The organism is Streptomyces sp. NPDC093801 (assembly GCF_040701585.1).
In the GTDB taxonomy this organism is placed as follows: Bacteria; Actinomycetota; Actinomycetes; order Streptomycetales; family Streptomycetaceae; genus Streptomyces.
Genome location: NZ_JBFBDP010000032.1, coordinates 1 through 22467 on the forward strand (window position 1 = coordinate 1; position 22467 = coordinate 22467).

Consider the following 22467-nt stretch of genomic DNA (forward strand, 5'->3'; position numbering starts at 1 on the left):
CGCACCGCCGGGGCCCCCCCCCCCCGGGGGCGGCCCCCCCCCCGCCCGGCCGCCGGGCGGCCCCCGCCCGACTTTTGTCCGCGGACAAAAGTCGGGCTCTCGCTGCCCTCGGCCGGGGAGACGGGGCATGACCGGGCGCCCCGCGCCGCGCGTGCGGCGGCCTCCGGCTCAGGCCGTGGTGCGGGTCACCGGGATCCACAGCTGGGCGTCGGAGTGGGCCGGCTCGTCCTGGGAGGCGCGGGTGCGCAGGATCTCCGGGCCCGGGCGGTACTCGTACGGGTTGGAGGGGATCCACTGGGCGGCGACGTCGCCCCACATCTGCTGCAGTGCCTGCGGGAACGGGCCCGTGTTCTCGAAGACGGCCCAGGTGCCCGCCGGGCACTCCAGCACGTCGAGGTCCCCGGGGAGCTCGGTCCCGGCCGCGGTGACCACGGCGTGGTAGTAGTCGAGGTCGCTGCCCTCCTCGAAGCCGTCCGACAGTCGCACCGTCGCCGACACCACCCCCTCCGGGTGCTGGTCCGAGAGGCCGGCGATCCGCAGCATCGTCTCCGCCGGGATGCTCTGGATGTGCTCGGCGATGTGCGGGTTGACCCCCTGGTAGATCAGCGGGACGCGGGCCTTCTTGCCGACGACCCGAAAGGCTTCCTTCTCCACGATGCGGTACCGCATGGTGCTGTTCCCTTCGACGGTGAGGCGGAAGGAGAGCCGGGGCTGCGCGTTCAGAGCCGCGCCGGTACGCCGGGCCTCGCCCGGGCCGATGCCGTGCACGGCGCGGAACGCCCGGGCGAAGGCCTCGCCCGAGGTGTAGCCGTAGCGGATCGCGATCTCCAGCAGCGTCGGTTCCCCGGCCAGGACCGCGGCCGCGGCGACGGTGAGCCGCCGCCGTCGGACGTACTCCGACAGCGGCATCCCGGCCAGTGAGGAGAACAGCCGCCGGAAGTGGTACTCCGACGTGACCGTGATCCGTGCCAGGTCCGACACCTCGATGCGCTGGTCGAGATGCGCCTCGATGTGTTCCATGGCCTGGTTCAGCCGATCCAGCAACTCCGGTCTCCTTCCCTTTCGATCACCCACGTTAGGAAGGACCAAGCCTGCCGCACCCGACATCCTGTGCCCGCTCCGGTCGGGTACGGAGGGCCCTCCCTGCCAGAGTCGCTCGGATCGAGCGGCCTGACCGGTGCGGAGCGGTCGCCGGGGATCAGTTGCTGCCGGGGGCCGGATCCTGACCGACGAGGTAGATCCGTTCGCGGAGCTGCGTCTCCGCCCAGTCCAGGTCGACGCGCAGGTCGAGCCAGACCCGGTCCTTGCGCCCACGGGGCTGGTCCAAGCTGACGGCGGCCCAGGTGAACACGCCCTGGAGGACCTCGCGTGCGTGTCCGGGGCTGGTCACGGACAGCGCGAAGCGGAGGGCGATGCCGGCCCGGGTGACGGTCACGCGCTGTGGATCCTCAGGATCCCGGCGGCCGCCTGTGAAGTAGCGGGGGTCGTCGAGAACCTTGATCCACTCCAGGACCGCTCCGGGGACCTGCCCGTCCAGGATCCTCGCGATGGAGTCTCGTACGGCGACGTCCGGCCGTTCGGCGAGCCAGCCCAGCCAGTGCTGGGAATCCGTGAGCTTGGCGAAGTCGTCCTTCGGCGGGCCGTAATTCGGATTCTCGACGAACTCGCCGGTCAGCTTTCCGTCCTCGCCGACCACCCAGACCCCCTGCACGGCCTCCCCCGGAACATAGCCGTTGGGGTCACCGATGAACTCAGGGTCGATCACGGCGACCGATCCGCCCGGGTTTTCAGCCGCCTGCGCGACGAGCTCCGGCGGAGGCGACTCCAGGATGCGACGCCGCTCGGCTGATATGTCCCCCATGTGTCCAACCCTTCCCCTGGTCCGTCCGAGGAGATCGACACCTCCCCGTCCCGTGCATGTTTCCATGCGCGCCGTCGGATACGGGAACGGCCCGACTTTTGTCCGCGGACAAAAGTCGGGCCGTTCCCGTCAGAGCCTGGTGGCCGGGGCCGGTCAGCGGTTGGCGGACCGGCCGTTGCTGTCGATCAGGAGCATGGTCAGCTCCGCACGCTGCTTCGGCGGCATGTTCTGGCGGATCGCCTCGAAGACCGCCTGGGGGTCGGCCCAGGACACCGGGCCCGCTTCCGGGCTCGTCGCCTGCTCCGGGATGGCCGTCTCCGGCTCGTAGGCGGGAGTCGGCTGGGTGACGGGCGCCGGCTGGGTGACGGGAGCCGGCTGGGTCGGCTGAGTAGCCGGAGCCGGCTCGGGTGCGGAAGGCGGGACCGGTGCGGGCGCCGGCTCGGGCTGAGCCGCCGCGGTCGCGGCAGCCTCCTGGGGGAGGGGGGCCGGGGGCGTGCTCTCGACCGGCTCGGCGATCGGGGTCAGTCCCTCCGGGGTTGCCACCGGGGCTGCTTCCGCCTCCCGACTTTTGTCCGCGGACAAAAGTCGGGGCTGAGGCTCGGCCTGCTCCGGTGTCTGCTCCTGAACCGCAGCAGCAGTACGCGGTTCGGCCTCGACCGGAACCGGGGCGGGCAGGGGAGCCGGCACCGGGGCGGGCTCACGCGCTTCGCGCAGGAGCTCCCGCTGGGCCGCCTTGGCCTGGGCCTCCTGCGCCTTGTTCTCCTGGAGGAGGTCCAGCAGCGCGGCCGCGTCCGCCCCCGGCCGGTCCTTCGCCGCGCGCGCCAGGAGGCGTCCGTCGCGCTCCGGCATGTCGCCGGAGCTCAGCATCCTCTGGATCTCCTCCGGGAGTTCCAGCAGCACCAGCTGGTTGGTCACCCAGGACGGCGACTTGCCCAGCCGCTCCGCCGCACGCGACTTCGCCCCGTGCTCCCGGCCCTGCTCCGCGCAGGTGTCGACGAGCTGCTGCACGCCCCGGGCGCGCTCGATCACGTCGAAGTCCTCGCGTTCGAGGTTCTCCGCGAGCAGGTGGTCGATGAAGTCCGTCCGGGAGGCCGCCAGGTCGTCGCGGACGACGAAGTCCAGCGACTCCAGCCCCACGTGCAGGGCGCTGCGGAAGCGCCGCTCACCGTTGATGAGGATGTACGCGGACGTGCCGATCCGGCCCTCGTGGTCGGGCCAGAGGGAGAGGTACGCGCCGCGGGTGACGGCGATGCAGGCCGACAGCTGGGCCTGGCGCAGCTCCTCGCCGAAGCGGGTCTTCTCCTCGTCCGTGCCGAAGTTCCGGCGCGGGTTGAGGGGAGTGGGGGAGACCTGGTCCAGCGGGACGCGGATCAGTTCGTACGCCGGTACGTCGCCCTGGGCGATGGCCTTGGCCCGGCCGCGCTCGCTCCGGCCGGCGGTACGGCGTGCGTTGCTGAAGGCCGCACCCGTGCCGAGGAGGTCGCTCTTGCTCATGCCGCGATCCTCCGGGCGATCTCGCGCATGGCCTCGGACTGCTCGCAGTCCGGTGCGTAGTGCAGCAGGGGCAGCTTGACGCGTACGGCCTCGCGCTGCTCCTTGAGGTCGGCGATGACGGTGATGACCGGCGGGTCGCCGAACTCCTTCCAGCTGTTGAGGGAGGAGGTGACGACGTAGCCCTTGCGGCTGTCGTAGAGGTTGACCACGAAGCCGAGCTGCGTGATCTCGATGCCGAGGTCGTCGATGAGGTCCTCGAGCTGCTCACTGAGCATGTCGTAGGCGTCGGCCGAGGTGTCCTCCGCCTGCACCGGGATGATCACGCCCGAGCCCTTGGGGGACTCGCCCTCACGGGTGCGGGCGTAGTAGAGGGCGGTGTCCATGGTGTAGCCGAGGCTGGGCGGGCAGTCGACGACGATGTAGTCGAACTCCTTCTCCAGCTCTTCGAGCGCCTTCTCCAGCGCGGTCTCCTTGGTCCGGACGTGGCGCGTGGTGGCCAGCCGGGCGTCGAGGAGGAACGCGTCCTTGCAGGAGGGGAGGAGGAAGAGGCGGCCGGCGAACACCCCGTGCTCGATGGGCACGAGGAGGTCGCGGATGCGGCCGTCGATCTCGCCGAGCATGAACTTGGCGAGGCTGGGCTCCTTGATGCTGAGCATCTCGGCGCCGAGGTGGCGCGTGAGGTGGCCCTGGGGGTCGAAGTCGATGACGCAGACGCGGGCGCCGGTTTCGGCGAGGGCCTGGGAGAGGCCGTTGCTGATGGCGCTCTTGCCCACGCCGCCCTTCTGGTTGCAGACCACGATCCGGCGCGCGCCCTCGTTCGCGGGGCGGCGGCGGCCGGCGGGGGAGGGGTGGGTGTCGAGCCAGAGCCGGATCGACTGGGCGAGGCCCTGGTTGTACGGGACCTCCCGTACCCGGCAGTCCTCCTTGAAGTCGCCGTACAGGCCGGTGGGGAGGTACGTCGAGAAGGAGGAGGCCCCCGAGGTGTCGACGGCCGTTGCCGCGGACGCGTCGGCACGCCAGGCGTGGACGCCCTCGGTGACGGCGTCCTGGATGTCCACGCCCAACTGCGCTGCGCGGACCTTGAGTTCCTGCCGCAGGGTGGCGGGCAGCTTGGCGACTACCTTTTCCCTGACTTCCGGATCGTATGGAGCGGTCATGCGGGTACCTTACTAACCTTCTGGCGGGAAGGCGAAGAGGCACACCGAAATATGTTGCCCTGGTATGAGGAGGGTTGGCCGGAAAAGATCACCGGTTACCTGGCCCGAAGGCGAGGCCTGGCGGTCCGTCAGGGGGAGCGGGGCTGGGGGCTGGGGACTCGCAACTCTCGCCTCCCCCGAACCGGGGGAGGGGCCGACAGGACGGGGGAGCGCGGCGGGCGGGATCCTCACGGCGACCTAGGCCTTGGCCTGTGGCTCGGCCTGTGGCTCGGCGAGCCGGCCGTCTTCGACACGACCGCGTGGGACCCCCTCGCGGTGTGCGATGCCGGCCGACCTCTGACGACGCCTGACGTGACGGCCCGGAGGGCGTGACCGGGGCCGGCGGGGCCTCACTGCTGTGACTGAGCACCTCAGTTGGCCCGTCCGGCCAACTCGGGCGCTCAGCTCAAAAAGCGCGCTGACCAGGGCGTTCTTCATCGCTGCGGCTGGAATCGGCCCTGGCAAACAGTGGCGCGGCGAGTAGCGGTTGGGTGTTCAGTTTGCTGAACACCTGGCGGTGTGGTGGTCAGCGTTTGATGCGACCGCGTACGGCGAGGACGGCTAGGGCAAGGAGGGTGGGTTCGAGGAGTCGGGAGGCCATCTCGATGTAGGTGCCGACAGTGGTGAGGTGCTGGCCTGCGGAGCGGAAAACAACGGAGTTGACGGCGACACGGGAGGCCTTCTCGGCGCGCTTCCAGGTCATGCGCTGGTTCCAGCCGCCGCGCAGTGCGGGGTCGGGGGTCTTGGTGGTGAGGCTGATCTTGCTTCCGTGGAGCGTCCCAGTGGTGGCCGGGTCGGGGTCGTTGGTAGGCAGGCCGAAGCCCATGAGGAGCAGCACGGTCAGCGACATCGCGGCAAGCAGCCAACCGAAGGCTCGGGAGGATCGCAGGCCGTAGCCGGAGAGCAGCCAGTAGCCCCACAGCAGGCAGCGTTCCCCTTTCGGGGTGCCAGTGCGGTCGTGGCGGCGCATCTCCATCTCGCCGTAGTAGAAGTCCGCTGCTCCAGGTTCGTTCTTGCCGTCCTCGAATGCCTTGCGTAGCTGCCGATAGACCGCGGCCATCTCTTCCGGGCCGGGGGTACGTGCCGGGTCGCCGTGATGCGGTCCAGTCCGCCACCTGCGGGAAGATGCGGTTTGCCCGGGGCTGGGGGAAGGCTGGCCGGCGGCCCGGGCCCTCCAGTGGTGTTCTTCGACCAGAGTGCGGCGCGGGGACCACCGGACCGGCCAGATGCGGTGACGGCGGATGCCTCGGGGGACGGGGGCGAAGGTAGTACGGCCTTCCAGACGTATCTGGTCGAGGTGGAACGCGCCCGTGAACAGACAGTCACTCAGGTCGGTGTCGGTCAGTACCAAGTGGGCGGCGTCCACGCCCTGTACGGATGTCACCGCCACGTTCGGCTGACTGCTGGCCAGCAATGTCTCGTCGACCACCTGTTCCGCGGCGGTGAAGGGAGCGGCGTGGGCGGTGACCGCGAACGGGGCGGACAACACTGCGTCTGTCAGATCCACGCGGGCGTACCGAACACGCATCGTCGCTGTCGAATCCCACTGTGTCCTGTCACAGACCAGCTCATGCGCCGCGACCTGCAGTGTCAGCGGAACCGTGAACACCGCACCAGACAGAGTCATCCTGCCCGCACACACCGCTGGCCCAAGTGCATGAACGCCGCTGAACTGCGCTCCATGAAACCAGGCGTCGTCACTAAACTGCGCTCCATGGAACCAGGCGTGGCCGCTGAACTGCACCCCCTCGAACAGGGCGAATTGGTTGAACTGAGCCCCGTCGAACCTGGCACCGCCGCTGAAGAGTGCCCTGGTGAATTGGGCACCACCACTGAACCGCACGTTGAAGAGCAGGGCCTCACGGTTGAACCGGGCTTCGTCGAAGTAGGTGCGGCCGCTGAACTGGGCCCCACCAAATTGGGCCTCGCCATCGAACAGGGACCCAACGAAGTGGTGGCAGTCTCCGCTGAACTTGGCCCCCATAAATCCGGCGTCGCCACTGAATTGCGCCCCGTTGAACCAGGTGTGACCGCTGAACTGGGCCATGTCGAATCGGGCGTCGCTGCTGAACTGGGTCCTGCTGAAGACTTGGTTGTCGCCGTTGAACTGCGTCGCGAGAAAACCGGCGTAGTCGCTGAACTCTGCCTCGTTAAAGCAGACGGGGCCGCTGAACTGAGCCCCGTCAAAGCGGGCGGGGCCGCTGAACTGAGCCCCGTCAAAGCGGGCGGGGCCGCTGAACTGAGCCCCGTCGAAGTCGGCCTTGCCGCTGAACCGTGCCTCTTCAAACTGGGCGTCGCGGATGTTGACCTTGCCGGTGGAGGGGGCTCGTAGGGCGTTGAGGAGGGCGGTGAGGAGTACCTCAGTGAAGGGGGTGCCGCGGTGATCGATGTCGCTGCCGGGGGTCAGGCTGGCCAGGTAAGCGGTGCGCTGGGCCTCAGTGACGTGGGCAAGGCATGCGGCGTGGCCGGGTACGTGGATACCGCTGCAGCCGGCGGGCGCGGTCGCCGGGTCCGCGCCGTGCCCGCAGCGCGGCCAGGAAAGCGACGAAGGAGATATGGGCGTCGGTGGTGTGCTCATGGGGTAGCGGCTCCGCTGGTGTGTCTCGTGATTGGCGGACAAGAGGACGGGGTGTTGCGGCTGCGCCCGAGTCAGGGCCTGCCGTGCTGGGGGTGACTGCCGTCGACCGCCGGTCCGGTGTGCGGATTGTGTCCTGCAGAGCGGTGTAGTAGCGCGATGTGGTAGCAGCAAGTCGCGAGAAGTGATCGCTGCTACACCACTCCAGGGGACATCACCGTCAGTGGAACCAGACGACGAGGCGTACGTTCTCAGCTTCATGGACCTCGCTGAGGATGTGCATGACGTTCCAGACCCGGCCCCAGTCAGTGTCGGCCCCTGCGGCCGAGGCGCGGCTACGTGTGCCAGAGGCATCGGTCTCCTGCCAGTCCACGCTGTTCAGCTCATCGCAGGTCAGCCAGGTGGTCCCGTGCACGTCGTGGGGGCCGCCGTCGGCGGTGAACTCACTTCGAAGCCCGTCTGAGGCGTCATCCGGGAAGCCACGGCCTTCCGCCAGTGGGCGGAAGCCGAAGGTGTTGCGGACTCCGAAGAGGCAGGCCAGGCCGTCGTAGGCGTTGCCCCTGTTTAGGAGGAAGAGATCGATGGCGGGTTCCCACACGGAGTCCTCATCGTCGGGGCCCCACAGCCGGGCGCCTGGCCGGCATTCGATCATTCCGCTGACATCGGTCGACATACCGAGATCTTGCCTGGGAAGGACGGGAGTCAGCATCTGCGTTTCCCTCCCGCACGACTGAGGGCCCCCGAAGCGCTGGAACGCCGGCCAGGCGTCGTGCGCGGTCAGCTGAGCGAGCTCGTGGTGTCCGCTGTCCAGTTCATCCGGCAAGAACTGGACAGCCTGGCAGATCAGCGGCCTGTGCGCATTCGGTGTACTCCTCGGTCGGCGGCACCATCAGCTGATGCCCTCACGGGCCGAGGCCCAGATACGTTCAAACTCGGTCGCCGTGATCTCGGCCGCGGAGTCGGTCTCTTGCCATCCGTCCAGGCTTCCCTCGGCGAGGATGCCGTACTTGTGTTGGTAGACGGCCATCGCGGTGCGGTCGCCACGGTCTCGAATGTCGAGGACCTCACTCAGGGCTGCTGCGGTCACAGGCTGCAGAGTGGAGCCTTGAAGATCGACGTGACGGAGTGCCCAGCCCTCGGAGTCGAGCTCGAAATAGGACCAGGTGTCGAGATCGTCGTAGTAGGAGCGGATCCATCGGGTGCCGCTGATTTTGGGGTTCCTTGTCAGTTGTGCTGGCAGGCCAGGGGGTGGTTGGCGCGGGAGCCACAGCCGGTCCTGCGCGCGGGGAAGTGGTGCACCCGCGTCGATCTGGCGAGCCAGCGAGTTTGCATGTTTGACGAGAAGCTTTCGCAGCTCAGCGTAGTGGGGCAGGGCATCGGGCCTGGCGAGCTGGAACCAGGTGGTGTTGCGCCGGTTCGCCCAAGCGCGTTGAACATGCTCCGTCTTTCCGGCCTCGATGGGACGTGGAGCGAAGAGATGCTCGCCTCGCGTGACATGGCTCCAGATGAAGATAGAGGCGTCCTGCCGCTGGCGGTCGTCGAACACTGGCTGAGCGGATCCCGGACTCGGCGGCAGACGGTTGACCAGGGCTTGCCACTCACCACGGCCGAGGTGCCAGTCCTCAAGGACGGAACGACGATAGTGATAGTCGATCGGATCTGTCTGGGCGGCCAGCTGATCGGCGAGATTGTGAAGTGCGATCTCGAAGGCTGCCGGGCCCTGCTGTGCGCGTGCCCATCGGTACGCATCGTTGGCCGGAGTGAACTGCATCCGCCCGGGAGAAATCCCGAGGAACTCGGCTGCTTCAACCATGGAGCCGCCGGAGACCCAGTGGACGAGGCGGACGGCAGCGATCCGGCGGAGAATCTTGGAGGTAACGCCCTCGAGACGGCTGAAGTGCTCTTCGAACCAATGGGGTTCCAGGAAGGCCGGGATGTGCTCAGGCCGGTAGTCGCTGCGGAACATGCCGGGCAGGCCGTGGGGCCCGCTCACGCGCCGGAAAGTGCGGGTCAGTGGCTCTGCCGCATGTCGTACGCGCGCTGAGCAGGAGCTTTCCAGACGGTTGAACAGGCGAGCCCAGGTGTCTCTGGCCACACCGTTCCTACGAGAGACGTCGAGGAGTTCTGCCAGCGTGCTCCGCAGGTCTTTCGACTTCAGGAGCGCATGGGAGGCGCCGAGAAGGGCCGCGCAAAGGGCCGAGTCGCGTGGCGGCGAGTAAAGCAGACGGTTGCGCTCGCCGGGGGTAGTGCTTGAGGCCAGGGCGTTCTCGACGTACGGGTTCATCAGAGCAGCGAGATCTTCGCCGAAAAGGGACCGGGCCTGTGGCCATGATGAGGTCACCACAGCCGCAAGGAGCCTGAGATCCGTGAAGTACTGCGATGCGCCTTCGGAGGGATAGCCAGGTGTGAGCAGATCGAGGATGTGTTCCTGAAGTCCGAGGAGTTGCTCCGGGGGCTCAAACGCAGCTCTCCTGGGGCGCGTGCTGTCCAGCCGGTTTCCGCATGCTGCCGTTCTCCGTTTGACGGGAGTCGGATGGGTGGACTGTCGGCGGCAGCGAGCAGGGTGCAGGGATGGGTCGTTCGCCCGGTGGATCAAGGCGTCAGGTCCGCTCTCGACACCTCCGCACTGCCGGCAGTCGTGTTCGAGGAAGCGCTGGTGTTCCAGGCAGGCGAAGACGACCGGGAGGTGCCATGCCTTCTTCCATGCTCCCCCGAGTTGCCTTTGCAGGGGTGAGGCATCACCTGCCAGGCAGTTCGGGCAGTGCCGGGGCGTGATGAAAAGCCACGGATCCTGCCCGGCCCGGCTCCGGGCGGTGAGTTCGCTGGAAACGCCGATCGGTGGATAGTGCTCCTTCCAGCCGGCCAGAGTGAGCTCCATGACCTCGGCCAGGCTGAGTCTTGTCGCACGAGCGAAGGCGACGGCGTCGGTGGGGTCGAGTCCCAGCAGAAGTCCGCGGCGGACGTGGCTGCCAGCGGGTTGAGAACTCCCGCTGGCCATCCGGGCGACTTGCAGTGGGGGAACACCAAGTCGGTGTGAGAGTCGCAGAATGAAGCCCGGTAGCGATTCGCCAGCGAGCGGGGCCAGACTTCGAGGAAGCGGGTGCACGGCCGATCTGCCTCACGTGCCCATTGCTGCGGCGGGGCCGTGGTCGTCGAACACGGTGTTCCTGGGGCGCTTGCGCCCACTGGCGCCGCCAGGCTTCATAGTGCTGCTGCCAGGGACATCGGGGATCTCGCCAGCGCTTGGATCGCGGCCCGGCGCGTTGTCGACAGCGATGGCGATGCCGTCCAGCAGGGCTTCGGTGAGGCACTCCGTGCCCGAGTCGATAGCCTCCTGGCAGCCGTCCTCGGCCAGCCGTTCCAGCAGTCCGACCACTCCGTTGGTGCGCTCGAGAAGGTACTCGGGCATGTGGCCGTCGGTGAGCATGCCCGGGGTCGCCTTCAGAAGCCGCAACTGGTTCTCAAGGCCAGTCAGATGACTGATCCACGCAGTCATCTGAGCTGGAGTGTCGTAACGGAAGCGATCCAGTTCGACCAGATCGAAGCGCCGCTCCGTCTGGGTCGACTCCAGGCCATGTGACCTGGCATGCCGGGACGGCGGGAAGATCACCTGCCGCGTCCGGGGGTCGTGGCGCCCCTCTCTCAACAGGCCCGAACCGGGGATGTCGACGCCGACAAGGATGAGGGTGACGTGCATGCTCATGAAGGCCCGGATCAAATCGAGCGTGTCCTGATCGTCCGCCCTGTGCATGCGAAGCCTCGTAATATCATCCAGAATCAAGGCTTTTGTGCCGTGATCGTGCAGAGAATTCGCGACCTGGCGGATGAGGTCGGGCAGGTCCATCCGCGGGCTGAGCGGTGCGCCGTAGAAGTTGAGGATGGCCTTGCAAGTGCTCTTCGGTTTCGCTGTCACCGGCGTCTGAACGTATGCGACTGGGACGTGCAGGTCTCGGGCCCCTGCAACTGCATCCGGGTTGAGGTGCCGGTGCAGCTCAAGCCACGAGTCCTCGAACGTCGCAGCGATCTCGCAGATCGTCTCCGTCTTGCCCTGGTAGCCGCCACCCGTCACCATCACGCCGGCCCTGGTGGTGGGTTTCCGCTTGAGCGCGTTGGTCATGATGCGGCCGTGCAGCAGTTTGGTGACGGACTTGGTCATCGGTGTCTGCAGCAGCGGAAGATTGGCGTGGGTGGCCGCGCGATGCAGATCATGCAGAGATCTCTTCCGCGAGCTCAGGCGTCGCCACTCGGCAAGACTCAGCCGTGGCGCGGGCACGAAGCTATTTCGGGTCGTTCGCCAGTGCTCCCATCCACCCGCCGTGTCCCGCATTGGCGGCGAGCCTGGCAGGAAGAACGAAACGTGCCCGCCGTCTCCCGGCGCACTCATGCTGACTCCGGGCCTTGATCGGGGGCTTGGTCATCGTCCTCGTCGGGCAGCAGGAAGAGATTGTTGGCTCGCAGAGCCTCGCCCAACAGGGGCGGAGGCATCGGCGGCTGGGAGACTGCTGCTTCGCGTCGCTTCTGGCGGTCCGCAGTGACTGCCCGCAGGTTCCGCTGGGCCAGCTCTGCTGACCGGGCGGGTGGAGGAAGCGCACTCATCGGGATGGACGGCCGGTCGGCGGTGGCAGCACGGGCCCGCGCCAGTTCACGGGCCCGCTCACTCTTCTGCTTGGCGGTCATCTGGGTCGGCCAGTCTGTAACCGGCGTCCGCGCGGCCACCAGCTCAAGCAGCACGGGCAGCAGTTCACCATCGTCGCGCGGCTTGAGACCCGTGCGTGCCGCCTCGCGAAGCACTTCGCGTACGCGTGTATCGGAGAATGCCGGGACGTCATCTCCGGGCGGCAAGCCGTTCCAGTGCAGGGAATGCCAGAGTCCCGGGTGCTCGGGATCTTCGAAGTAGACCTCGCGGCAGTCCCGCGGATCGCGATTGATGGCCCACTTGCCCTCGTGCCGTCCGCTGCGGCCGGAGATCTGGCCGCGGTAGGGGTCCAGAGCGGGGTCGGTGCCGCCGTACCAAAGTCCACCGATCTTCACCCCGCGACGGCGGTCGATCTTCACGAAGTGGGTGGGCAGAAGCTCGTAATACAGGCTCGGCTCGGGGATCTCCAGACTGATGCCATCGCGGGCCGCCGCAGCTGCGAACAGCGTGTTCGGACTGTGCCGCCCCCCAGGGTCCCAAGCAGGCGAATACTGATCGAGTCGCCGGTTCTGCCATACCGCGACAACCCAGGTCGCCAACAAGTGCTCCATCTCCGCCAGCGTCCAGACCGCGTCCCCTTCCGGGTCCACCCCTCGGTCAGCGACATCGACGCCGCGGAAACCGAGCAGGAGTTCCAACAGCAGCGACTGAATCCCGGCGAAGGCACGTTCGCAGGCGGCCTTGTCGGTTGGACGCATCGCACGGGCCGGCAACAACTCCACCCCCAACGTGCGGGCGACCTGGACGATCTGGTGATTTTTGTAAACGCTTCCGTGATCGCTGGTCACCGTCTCCGGAGCAAAGAACGGCAGCCCCGCCACCCGGTGCCCAGCGAATTCAGCTACCAGCGCGGCAGGGACACCGGGATAGGGCCACTCCAGCTCCTCGCCCCAAGCCGGGCGCATGGGCATAGGCAGCAGCACATCCCGCAGCAGCATCGCCACCTCCACCGACGAGTCCGACACCGGCGTGAGACGGAACGCGACGAGCGAATGCGAATAGGCGTCCAGGGCCAGGGTGAGATGGACGGAGATCGGGGTGCCGAAGACATCGTCGAGCACCTTCACCGGCAGGGGCGTCGTGTCCAGCGCGACCACCTGACCCGGCCGGACGATCACTACCCTCGCCCTCCCCGTTTCCACCGCCGCAGCGGAGCGGATGTATCGCTGCCGGGCCCCGTCGGTGCCGAACCACTCCTTCCACACCTTCGCCAGCGTGGTGTAGTGCGGCACCTTCACCTTCTTGCCCTCGGCCTCAAACTTCTCGCGCACGTACTGATGAATCAGCCGTTCCTTCGTCTTCATGCTCACCTTCGAGCGATGCATAGATTCCGCATGAACGGCCCGGATTGCCTCGGCAACTTCGTCGCCGATCGCCCGGCGGCCACGCAGGGGAGGGGTCCACCTCCCATCCGCCAGGCCCATCAACCCGTTCTCGTCGTACTGAGCGGCCATACGTTTCAACGTGCGCTCGCTGATCCACTCCAGCCCCAGCTGTTTGGCCTCCTGGCGGTCCAGATCCTTCAGCTCGGCCACCTTCGCGCGGCGCCGCTCAGTCAACGTGGTCCGCTCCGGGTCGTACTCACCCTTGGGCTCACCAGGCCGGGCCCATGACCGGCTGCCACTGCGGTAGCCCGTCTCTGCTTCCAGCAGATGAGCCATTCGGATCCGGGCCCGCGCTAGGTCGTGCTCTTCAAGATCCTCGCTCCGAGGCCGCTGCCGCCCACCGTCCATCACGCCGTCCCCACCGGGTAAATCCACGTGGCATCGTCCAGCGGTTGAGTCAGATCCATCGCCAGGCGGCGGTGCCAGATCAGGTGAACCGCATGTGTGCGGGCCACCGCCGGCATCGAGGTGGCCTCCATCAGCTCGCCGAACTGCCGAGGACGCTCCCGGACAAGTTCCAGGAGTTCTCCCTGAAGCCCCAGGAGGTCAGACATCGGGCGTCTCCGTGCGGACAGTGCATCAAGGCCGGTCAGCACCTGGCGGCGCCAGCCGGATACCACCAGGTAGCGCCATCCCACCGCACCCGCCGCCCACTCTGTCGCGGCGAACTTCACCAGATCCTTGTCCTTGATCAAGTGCCTGGGCCGGACATCGATGAGCACAGCGGTATCGGGCAAGAGCACCAGGAAGTCCGGCGTGTGGTTCTCGCTGCCGTCCGCAGTGGTGAACCGCAGTTTGAACGGTTGTGACAGCACCTCCATCACGTCGCCGGTGAAGTCCAGGGCGATCAACAGATTCCGCTCGGCCAGGCTCTCAAAGCCATGCATCCGATCCGTGGCCAGCAGGTACTGCAGCCCGGGACGATGCCGCTGCCCCGCCCGCCAGGTGAACCCGCGGACCGGTACCGATGCGATGGCCGGGACGCCGGCCAGCTCCTGGACCGGGCAGATCACATCTGCTTGTGTGGTCTTCCAACTGGCCGTCCACCGCCGCGCCCACCCGGGCTCCGTGTCCAGCCTCTCCGCCGCCGCTGGCTCAATGGCGTACGGCGCGACGAGGTCATCCAGAGCGCAACTGTGCGACCACACCGGCCGGGATTAGCTCTCCGGAGCACGTACCGAAACCGTCATGCCCCCAGAACAGCCCGCTCGCAGGGCTTCCCGTACGACTTCCCCGAACACTCAGCAGGTGAACTGGGGCACCCGCTACCCTGCGGGCCAACACCGACGCGCAGACGGGCCAACTCAAACGCTAAGGGGCCAACTCAAGCGCTCAGTCTCAACTGCTCCGTTGGGGCGATGCTCCACGCCCCTGAGACGGCTCCACCCTCCATCGAAAAGCCCTGTGCGCCCCACTGGCGGCCTGTGGCCGCCGGGAAGGTCGCGGGACACCGGGGGAGTTGAGATCGGCCGCCTGAGGGGCCTTTCTGTCGGTCGATTTTTGTCCGTTGCGCCGGAAAACGAGCGAGCCGCCCCAAACCTCGGCCGTTCCGTCCCCGGCGAAGGCCTCCGCCTTCGGCCGCTCGACTTCCGCTCAGCCGGTGGCGGACCGATCGCCGGTGATCCGGTCCGCGACGCAGAAGTCCGCCGCGCAGTCCGGGCATGTCGCGTCGCCGAACACATGGGCGAGCGCGTCGGCCACTTCCCGCTGCCCGTCGGCGCGTGCGATCTCGTGGAGCCGCCGGCCGATGCCTTCCATGGCTGCGGGATCGGCGGGACGCAGGGGCCTCGTCTCGACCTCGTGCTCCGACAGGGCGTAGTCGCTGCTCGTGGAGAAGAATCCGTACGCGCCGATGGCGATGAACAGGTCGACCCGGCAGCCGGGGCAGGAGACCGCGTACTCCTCGCCGACGAGGCCCCAGGCCAGGTCCTCGCTCCAGTGCATGACGCCTTCGAAGCCGAGCATGCATTCCAGGAGGTAGGTGTACTCGGTGCGATCGGAAGCCGTCCGCAGATGTGCGTTCACCAGTGCCAGCAGGGTCTCGATCTCCGCCGCGTACAGCGCACGGACGTCGCCGGCCCCGTGGGCCTGGTCGGAACCTGCCACGATGGCGCCCGCCAGGTTCAGGGCGCTGACCGCCTGCTCCCGGTCGTCGCTGCCGGCTACGTCGGCCAGCCAGGGAAGGGCCGCGAAGCTGGCCGAGTAGACACTGCCCTGATGACACAGCGCCGACCACAGATCACTCCAACGCTCGGGGCTCGGCTCCGATGCGGTCTGCTCCAGCAGCGCCGGCATGTCTTCCGCAGAGCCGTAGGCGTGGCTGAGGTGCGACCAATCCGTCATGCCGGAATCCAACCAGGTCGGTGCACCGACGCCGCAGGCGCATCGGACCGACTGCGCATCGGGGTTCCTGGGTTCCGGGGTTCTTGTCGGTCGCCGGCTGCGGTCCGGATGTCCCAGGGGCCAGCCCCTGGACCCCGCCAGCGCCTGGCCGCGCTGGACCGGCCTCGGCATGGGGGGCTGCTCGCCCCCCAGACCCCCTCGCCAGGCGCTCGGGCGCCCTGGACCCGCTCCCCCTCACGCCCTGCCCCGACTCCCTGACGGTCGCCGGTGCACCCCTCGGGCGCTGGGCGCCCTCACTGGGCATGAGGGCCGGGCAGAACGGGGGCTGGTGCCGGACGTGCCCGGGGTGGGGGACTGCCGGTCGGTATGTCGGCCGCAGCCGACCTGTGCTGAAGGTGCGTCGGCCGGTGTATCGGGAGGCGGGGAGGAGGAGGGCATCGGATCGGGGAAGCGGGCACGCGTGGGGGCAGGTACCGCACAGGGGGAGGGTTCGAGAGGCCGGGGGATGGGCCGGAGTGCGTCGCCGGGTTGCTCTTTTAGTAAGAGGGCCCCGTCCTTTCGAGCCCCTGACCTGCGGTTTTGCCCGGCTCCACGTGTCGCCCACGACACATTCGGGGTCGTGCAATGTGTACCTGGCGGGCACATTGCACGGAAAACTCAAGCAGGGCTTGAGTTTTGTCCGGCGTCGGCCCGGCCGATAGCGCCGCAGGTCAGGGCGTTGGGCCAGGAGGGCCGAACGCCCCGCAGATCCGCATGGCATCTACACGTACGTGTCGCCGCTCCGGCAACCGAAATCAAGCAGGCGTGGATTTTCAGGACTTCACGGCACTGGAACTCCACCCACCGTGGACTTTCGGCGCAGCACTCGAACGGAACCTGACGCGGAGTCGTCCTCCGGCGCGCCGGGGCGTCAAAAGACAAGCAGGGGTTGATTTTTTGGATAGCCTCGGACCGCCTGAGTAACAAGGAGGTCCTGTGACATCTGATCCGCCCGCCCGTCGTCGGCGCGGGCCCCGAGCGCTGCCCGCCCCCACCGCCGCGGGCAGCGAGGCCGAGTACGGAGACATCCTGGCGGTCCTCGGCCAGCAGCTCGGCGAGAAGGTCGCCGAGGCCACCGACCCCGGAGGCCGTCGTCGCCTCAAGGGAGTCCACTTCGAGTACGCCGCCGACCCCAAGTCCGTGCACGACATGGCCGGGGGATCCGGGTACAGCCTGGCCAGCAACTGGTTCACCCAGCTGCTGGCCCAGCTCGCCGTGGCGAACAGCATCACCAAGTCGCAGCTCTGCGTCTTCCTCTTCGTGGCCGGCGGGCAGGTGCCGGGAACCGGTGTCACCCCGTACACGCAGCAGGAGATCACCGACGGGCTGAACAAGATCGCCGCTCAGAAGGGCGGCAAGATGATCACGCGGTCCACCGTCAACCGTGCCGTCCAGGCGCTGTGCGGCTACAACTGGGTGGAGAAGGCGGGCCGGGGCCGGATCCAGCTCAACGTGCGCCTGTGGTTCCACGGGAACAGCACGGCCCAGCACGACGTACTCGCCGAGATCGCCGACCGGCACGAGCACGACGTCGCGGCCTTCCCCTACGCTGTGGGCCCGCAAGGTGCCCATCAGGAGGAACTCGACCTCGATTTCGGGGCGGCGGCCGACTATCGCGGAAGGAAACGTACCGGGTGATAGTGCTGCCAGGCCCGTCCTCCATCACGGACCACCGCCACCGCTCACGAGGAAGGCCGTCCCATGGCTAACGTCATGTCTCCGATCGTCGCGGAGCGCATCTGGGCCCTGCCGCTGTCAGGGTCCGCCGTCAAGTTCCTCCAGTACCTGGTCGCCCGGAGCGACTTCGGGGGAGCCCTGGGGGTACGGCAGAAGGACATGGCGGCCGAGTACGGGGTCACGCCGCAGGCCGTCAGCGGGCTCATGGCGCCCCTGTGCGAGCTGAACATCGTGCTCCGCCCACGCAGCGAGGAGCGCAACGGCAACTCCTACCGGCTCCACCCGCTCGCGGCGAAGTACGAGAGCCCGGAGAGCATGGAGGCGGCCTTCCGCGCGGCCCTGGTCCGCATCCAGGCCGGCGACCTGCCCAACCTGAAGCTGCCCACCTACCACCAGGCCCCGCCCACGCCGACGACGGGCCGTCCGAAGCTCCAGGTGGCCTGAGCGGGAGCCTGCGGGGGCAGGAGCGGAACAGGACAAGACGAAGGGCCCTCCACATCGTGGAGGGCCCTTCGCGCCTGAGTAACTCGTGCCGCCACTATATCCGCGTGCCCTGGGTTGGGACAGCCGAACCGGGCAGCCCACCGCAGCGGTGTCCCGGACCGGTCCTGGTCCCAGTCCCTGTCTCTGCTGCTCCTGTCCAGGACAACCCCGCATTCTCCCGGCCCGCTTCATGGGTGCCCAGCCCTCCCATCACCAGGCTCCCGGCTCTCCACTCCCTGCTCTCTACTCCTGACTCACGGCTTCGGTCACTCGGTCCCTCAGTCCCTCAGACCCTTCGTCACTCGGTCCCTTGGTCTTCAGGGCCAGGGACCGAAGCCGATGACACCTCGGGGCGGCTCTCCGACAGCGCTCTGTGGACCCTCGGAACAGCCCGCGTTCGGTCCCTCGGTCCCTGGGTCCCTCAGTCCCTCCACGTTTGTGCAGGTCAGAGCAGGGTCAGGCCTAAACGGAGGGACTGAAGGGACTCAGAATCCACTCTTCCAGCCTTTACGTGCGTGCGTGTATGCGCGGGCGTAAGCAGTACTGGTGCCATATTCACGTCATAACTAGAAAACTGAGTCCCTTCAGTCCCTTCGAATCCGGCAGCAACCGCCTGACCAGCAGGTTTGTCAGTGACTGAAGCGACAGGGACCGAAAGGTGTCTGACTGCCTTTCCGTCCCTGTTCGGGGGTGAGCGGGATCAGGGGGGAGGGGGCCCAGGACCCGCCAGGGACTCAGTCCCTGCCCCCGACCCTGCCCTGCCGTCGGGAGAAAACCGGCAATCCAGGGCAATCTTCCCGACCCACCCTACTGCCCCCCGTGCTTCGGAGGGACTCAAGGGACTGAAAAATCAAAACAGTCGCAGCAGCTTGCACTGCTTCGGCGTGTCGCTGCGCTAGGCTCCGGCATTGTGAAAGTTTGGTCCCTTCAGTCCCTGCCCGGGACCGGGGCCGACCCTCCTACCAGCCCACACGGTCAAACCGAGCCACACCGCACCGCCGAGGAAGACACACGTGCCAGCCCACAGCGCAACGCCGCCACCAGCGGCCGCCGTCGGCTCCCGGCACAGCCTTGACGTGGCGCTCTGGCTGGCTTCCCAGGGCATGCCCGTCCACCCCCTCGCCCCAGGGACCAAGACGCCCCCCGCGAACTGCGCCCGCTGCCGGGAGCAGCACCACGGCCCCTCGGCCTGCCCCTGTACGGCGGAGGGACGCTGGTGCCACGGCTTCCACGCCGCCACCACCGACACCGACGTCATCAGGGACTGGTGGCGCCAGGAGCCGGAGTTCGGCGTCGGCGTCTCCTGCGGCCCGGCCGGACTGGTCGTCATCGACGTGGACACCCACCCGGCGCCCCTGCCCGACCGGGGACGCCTGCTGCCCGGCATCCCCATCGACGAACGGGTCGACCTGACCGGGCTCGGCTCCGGCTACGACACCCTCGCGCTCCTCGCCGCGCTCCGCCGACGCCCCGATCCCGCCCGGGACGGCGGCACCCTGCGCGTACGCACCCCCAGCGGAGGCCTGCACATCTGGTACCGCGCCCCGCTGGGAAGCCCGGCCATCCGCTCCTCCAGCGGCAGCAGCACCCGTGCGGCCCTCGCCTGGCAGGTGGACGTACGGGCCACCGGCGGCTACATCGTCGCGCCCGGCACCCGCACCGCCGCCGGCACCTACGAGGCCCTGCCCGGCTCCCGCACGCCCGCACCCCTGCCGCTGTGGCTCCACGCCGAACTCGCCCGCACCGGCCACCACCCCGCCCCGCAGCCCGGGCCGGAGCGCGCCCCCGTGCCGCGGAGCGGGCGGACCGCACCGACGCCCCCGACGGCCGGGGCCGACGACGCCCACCGCATCCTCGCCCCCCTCCTCGCCGAGGTCCGGGCCTGCGCCCAGGCACCCTCGGGCACCGCGTTCGGCGAGAAGCTCAACCGGGCGGCCTTCACCGCCGGCGGTCTCGCGGCCGCGGGCCACATCACGCTGCCCGAATGCGCCGACCTCCTCACCGACGCGGCGAACGCGGCCCGCCCGGGCCGGCAGCGCCGCAACCGATTCGTCATCGACTCCGCGCTCCGCGCCGGCAGCCACCGCCCCATCCACCCCAAGGGACGTTCATGAGCAGCGCAGGAAGCACCGGCTTCGACGCGCACGCCGCCGCGGAGCAGCTCGCGGTCTTCGCCGCCGAAACCGCCGGAACGGCCGGGACCAGCGGAGTGGCCGGGACCAGCGGAGTGGCCGGAACCACCGGGACGCCCGGAACGGCCGTGGCTCCCGGTACCCCTGGTACCCCCGGGACGGCCGGGACCCCGGACGGTGCCGCGACCGCCCAGCTCCCCGCCCAGCAGGTCTCCACGCCCGGGGCCGTCTCCCGCCCCGGTGACTTCGTCCAGGCCGGCCTGCTCGTCAACCTCACCGACCGAGGCAACGCCAAGCTCTTCGCCCACCTCCACAACCACCGCTTCCGCCACGTCGAGGGCCTCGGCTGGTACGTGTGGGACGAGTACCGCTGGAAGCGCACCGGCGGCGAGAAGGCGGCGATCTGGGCGGCCGGCGACATGGCCGAGGAGATGCCGCTGCACGACCCCCGGGGCCACTTCACCGACCGCGAGCTCGCGCAGCACCGCAAGCGCGCCATGTCGACCTCCGGGGTCAAGGCCATGTTGTCCCAGGCCAAGGCCTCCCCGGAGCTCGCCCTCGACCCAGACACCCTCGACGGCGACAAGTACGCCCTGTGCACCCCCGCCGGCGTCGTCGACCTGCGCACCGGCGAGCTCCGCAAGCCCGACCCGCTCCGGGACCTGCACTCGCGCGCCACCTACCTTGCCCCCGAGGCCCGCCCCACCCCCCGCTTCGCCCGCTTCCTGACGGAGACCTTCGGCGACGACGACAAGGGCAAGGAGATGATCACCTTCGTCCATCTCCTGCTCGGCTACTCCATCACCGGCGACGTCGGCGGCCAGGTGCTGCCGTTCCTCTACGGCATCGGCGCCAACGGCAAGTCCGCCCTCATGGACATCGTCATCAAGATCCTCGGCGACTACGCGGACGTGGCGCCGCCCGGCTTCCTGATGGAGCGCGGCAAGTTCAACGAGCACTCCACCGAGCTCACCGAACTCCACGGCCGCCGCCTGTTCGTGTGCAGCGAGCTCAAGCCCCACGACAAGTTCGACGAGGCCCGCGTCAAGCTCCTCACCGGCGGCGACCGGCTCAAGGCGCGCCGCATGCGCCAGGACTACTTCAGCTTCGAGCCCACCCACAAGCTGTGGCTGCTCGGCAACCACCGCCCCGAGGTCGGCACCGGCGGACACGCCTTCTGGCGCCGCATCCGCCTCATCCCCTTCGACAAGGTCGTCCCCGACCACCGCAAGATCGACAACCTGGCGGAGGAACTCGTCAACCACGAGGGTGCCGGCATCCTCCACTGGATGATCCAGGGCGCCATGGCCTACCTGAAGACCAAGCCCTCCCTCACCGGGCCCACCGTCGTGCGCACCGCCACCCAGGCCTACGCCACCACCGAGGACCACATCGGCCGCTTCCTCGCCGAATGCTGCACCACCGGCGACGGCCACGAGGAGCCGCGGGACTTCAAGGTCGAGCAGGGAGCCCTCTACCGCGCCTACAGCACCTGGTGCCAGGAGGGCGAGGGCCTGCGCCCCGCGACCACCCGCGCCTTCGCCACGCGCATCCGCGCCGAGGTGGGCATCTCCTCGCCCGGCGAGATGCTCCGCTCCAACGGCCAGAAGTTCTACCCCGGCCTCGCCCTGCTCGCCGAAGAGGCCGGATGAGGGCGTACGGGACCGTACGGGGCGCCCGGCGAACGGGGCAGGCCCGGGGTGAACCGCCCGGGCCTACTGTCCGCCACCGCATCCAGACACCTACCATGGACACGCAACGAATGAGCCAGCCACAGGACGCCGCCGCGCATACCGGCATAGCCCATGCCCGGCGCCCGGTAGCGTGGCCAGTCCGGCCCGTGCAGCAGCTACGTCAGACCGAGAGGGGACCAAGGCCATGAGCTCGCTACTTCAAGCAAGCGATCTCACCCACGAGGACAAGGTGGTGTGGCTGGAAGACCCCGCGCAGCTCGACTATGTACGCCAGGCCCTCGACAAGACCCCGCGCCGGCGCGGCAAGCCCCGCTACTACCGGGACGGCCGTATGGTCGGCTTCGCCGAACTCTGCGACAGCGCGGAGGCCGATCCTGACAGCGGGCTCCAGAAGCGCCGCGTCTTCTACCTCCTGCCGCACGACCGCGACGCGGAGCCGGACGGCCTCTACCGGGCCGGCGCCCCCGGCGAGGCGGTGGACCCCCGCACGGTGGAGCCGCGGCACGTCGGCATGAAGACGGAACGTTCCCAGAGGGGCGCCGCAGGCACGACGACGCGCACCGTCGCCTGACACGGGGCCGGCCGGCCGACCGTTCGACGCCGTGCACACACTTCGAAAATTCGGTCCCTTCAGTCCCTGAACGGGCCCTGCCGGCGCTCTGACCTGCAAGGACCGACAGGGACCGAAGGGGTGTACGGCACCACCCACCCCTTCGCGGACCCGCCAGTCCTTCAGTCCTTCCTTGGGCGGGCGGTGTCCGGGCCGCCCCGAGGGCCCCTGTCAGGCGTGGCTCGCCCCTGGCTCGCCCTTGCCACGTCCGGGTGAGAATCGGCCTTCCGCCCACGCGCCGGGGAACGCCCCGGTAGCATTTGCGCCGCCGTGGCGCTGGAG

At 68.6% G+C, this 22467-nt stretch carries 16 protein-coding genes; 5 read left to right on the forward strand and 11 right to left on the reverse strand.

What is annotated here, in order from left to right:
• Positions 1–168 precede the first annotated feature (168 nt).
• The 11 genes from AB0469_RS31065 to AB0469_RS31115 all read right to left on the reverse strand — a co-directional run bounded on the left by AB0469_RS31065 (position 169) and on the right by AB0469_RS31115 (position 15550).
• Entirely contained in the window at positions 169–1044 is an 876-nt protein-coding gene (locus tag AB0469_RS31065) for an AraC family transcriptional regulator (protein WP_366454792.1), read from the reverse strand.
• A gap of 154 nt (positions 1045–1198) precedes the next feature.
• Positions 1199–1861: a hypothetical protein gene (locus tag AB0469_RS31070; protein ID WP_366454793.1), complete on the reverse strand. Its 663-nt coding sequence runs from the start codon at positions 1859–1861 to the stop codon at positions 1199–1201.
• Positions 1862–2014: 153 nt separating this feature from the next.
• Positions 2015–3355 carry a ParB/RepB/Spo0J family partition protein gene (locus AB0469_RS31075; RefSeq protein ID WP_366454794.1) on the reverse strand — a complete coding sequence of 447 codons (1341 nt, stop codon included), beginning with the start codon at positions 3353–3355 and terminating at the stop codon, positions 2015–2017.
• Entirely contained in the window at positions 3352–4512 is a 1161-nt protein-coding gene (locus AB0469_RS31080) for a ParA family protein (protein WP_366454795.1), read from the reverse strand. The genes AB0469_RS31075 and AB0469_RS31080 overlap by 4 nt, the downstream gene beginning before the upstream one ends.
• A 565-nt stretch (positions 4513–5077) precedes the next feature.
• On the reverse strand, positions 5078–7129 hold the full coding sequence (locus AB0469_RS31085; RefSeq protein WP_366454796.1) for a pentapeptide repeat-containing protein: 2052 nt from the start codon (positions 7127–7129) through the stop codon (positions 5078–5080).
• 217 nt (positions 7130–7346) lie between these two features.
• Positions 7347–7799 carry a hypothetical protein gene (locus AB0469_RS31090; protein WP_366454797.1) on the reverse strand — a complete coding sequence of 151 codons (453 nt, stop codon included), beginning with the start codon at positions 7797–7799 and terminating at the stop codon, positions 7347–7349.
• Positions 7800–8015: 216 nt separating this feature from the next.
• A complete protein-coding gene (locus AB0469_RS31095) occupies positions 8016–10232 on the reverse strand; it encodes a TniQ family protein (protein ID WP_366454798.1) in 2217 nt (738 codons plus the stop codon).
• Positions 10233–10244: 12 nt separating this feature from the next.
• On the reverse strand, positions 10245–11282 hold the full coding sequence (locus AB0469_RS31100) for a TniB family NTP-binding protein (protein WP_366454799.1): 1038 nt from the start codon (positions 11280–11282) through the stop codon (positions 10245–10247).
• Between the two features lie 224 nt (positions 11283–11506).
• Positions 11507–13483, reverse strand: coding sequence for a transposase (locus AB0469_RS31105; protein ID WP_366454800.1), 1977 nt, complete (start codon positions 13481–13483; stop codon positions 11507–11509).
• 71 nt (positions 13484–13554) lie between these two features.
• Positions 13555–14220: a TnsA-like heteromeric transposase endonuclease subunit gene (locus AB0469_RS31110; protein ID WP_366454801.1), complete on the reverse strand. Its 666-nt coding sequence runs from the start codon at positions 14218–14220 to the stop codon at positions 13555–13557.
• 580 nt (positions 14221–14800) lie between these two features.
• The gene (locus AB0469_RS31115; protein WP_366454802.1) at positions 14801–15550 is read right to left on the reverse strand and encodes a hypothetical protein; all 750 of its coding nucleotides are present in this window, start codon (positions 15548–15550) and stop codon (positions 14801–14803) included.
• A 975-nt stretch (positions 15551–16525) separates the two neighbouring features.
• Between AB0469_RS31115 and AB0469_RS31120 the strand changes: the two genes are divergently transcribed.
• From AB0469_RS31120 to AB0469_RS31140, 5 genes are all read left to right on the forward strand, one after another.
• The gene (locus tag AB0469_RS31120; protein WP_366454803.1) at positions 16526–17227 is read left to right on the forward strand and encodes a hypothetical protein; all 702 of its coding nucleotides are present in this window, start codon (positions 16526–16528) and stop codon (positions 17225–17227) included.
• Positions 17228–17290: 63 nt separating this feature from the next.
• Positions 17291–17710 carry a hypothetical protein gene (locus AB0469_RS31125; protein WP_042815027.1) on the forward strand — a complete coding sequence of 140 codons (420 nt, stop codon included), beginning with the start codon at positions 17291–17293 and terminating at the stop codon, positions 17708–17710.
• A 1115-nt stretch (positions 17711–18825) separates the two neighbouring features.
• Positions 18826–19863 (forward strand): bifunctional DNA primase/polymerase, encoded by a 1038-nt coding sequence (locus AB0469_RS31130; protein ID WP_366454865.1) that lies wholly within the window; start codon positions 18826–18828, stop codon positions 19861–19863.
• Entirely contained in the window at positions 19860–21533 is a 1674-nt protein-coding gene (locus tag AB0469_RS31135; RefSeq protein ID WP_366454804.1) for a phage/plasmid primase, P4 family, read from the forward strand. The genes AB0469_RS31130 and AB0469_RS31135 overlap by 4 nt, the downstream gene beginning before the upstream one ends.
• A 226-nt stretch (positions 21534–21759) precedes the next feature.
• The gene (locus tag AB0469_RS31140; RefSeq protein ID WP_042812893.1) at positions 21760–22146 is read left to right on the forward strand and encodes a DUF6009 family protein; all 387 of its coding nucleotides are present in this window, start codon (positions 21760–21762) and stop codon (positions 22144–22146) included.
• Positions 22147–22467 lie beyond the last annotated feature (321 nt).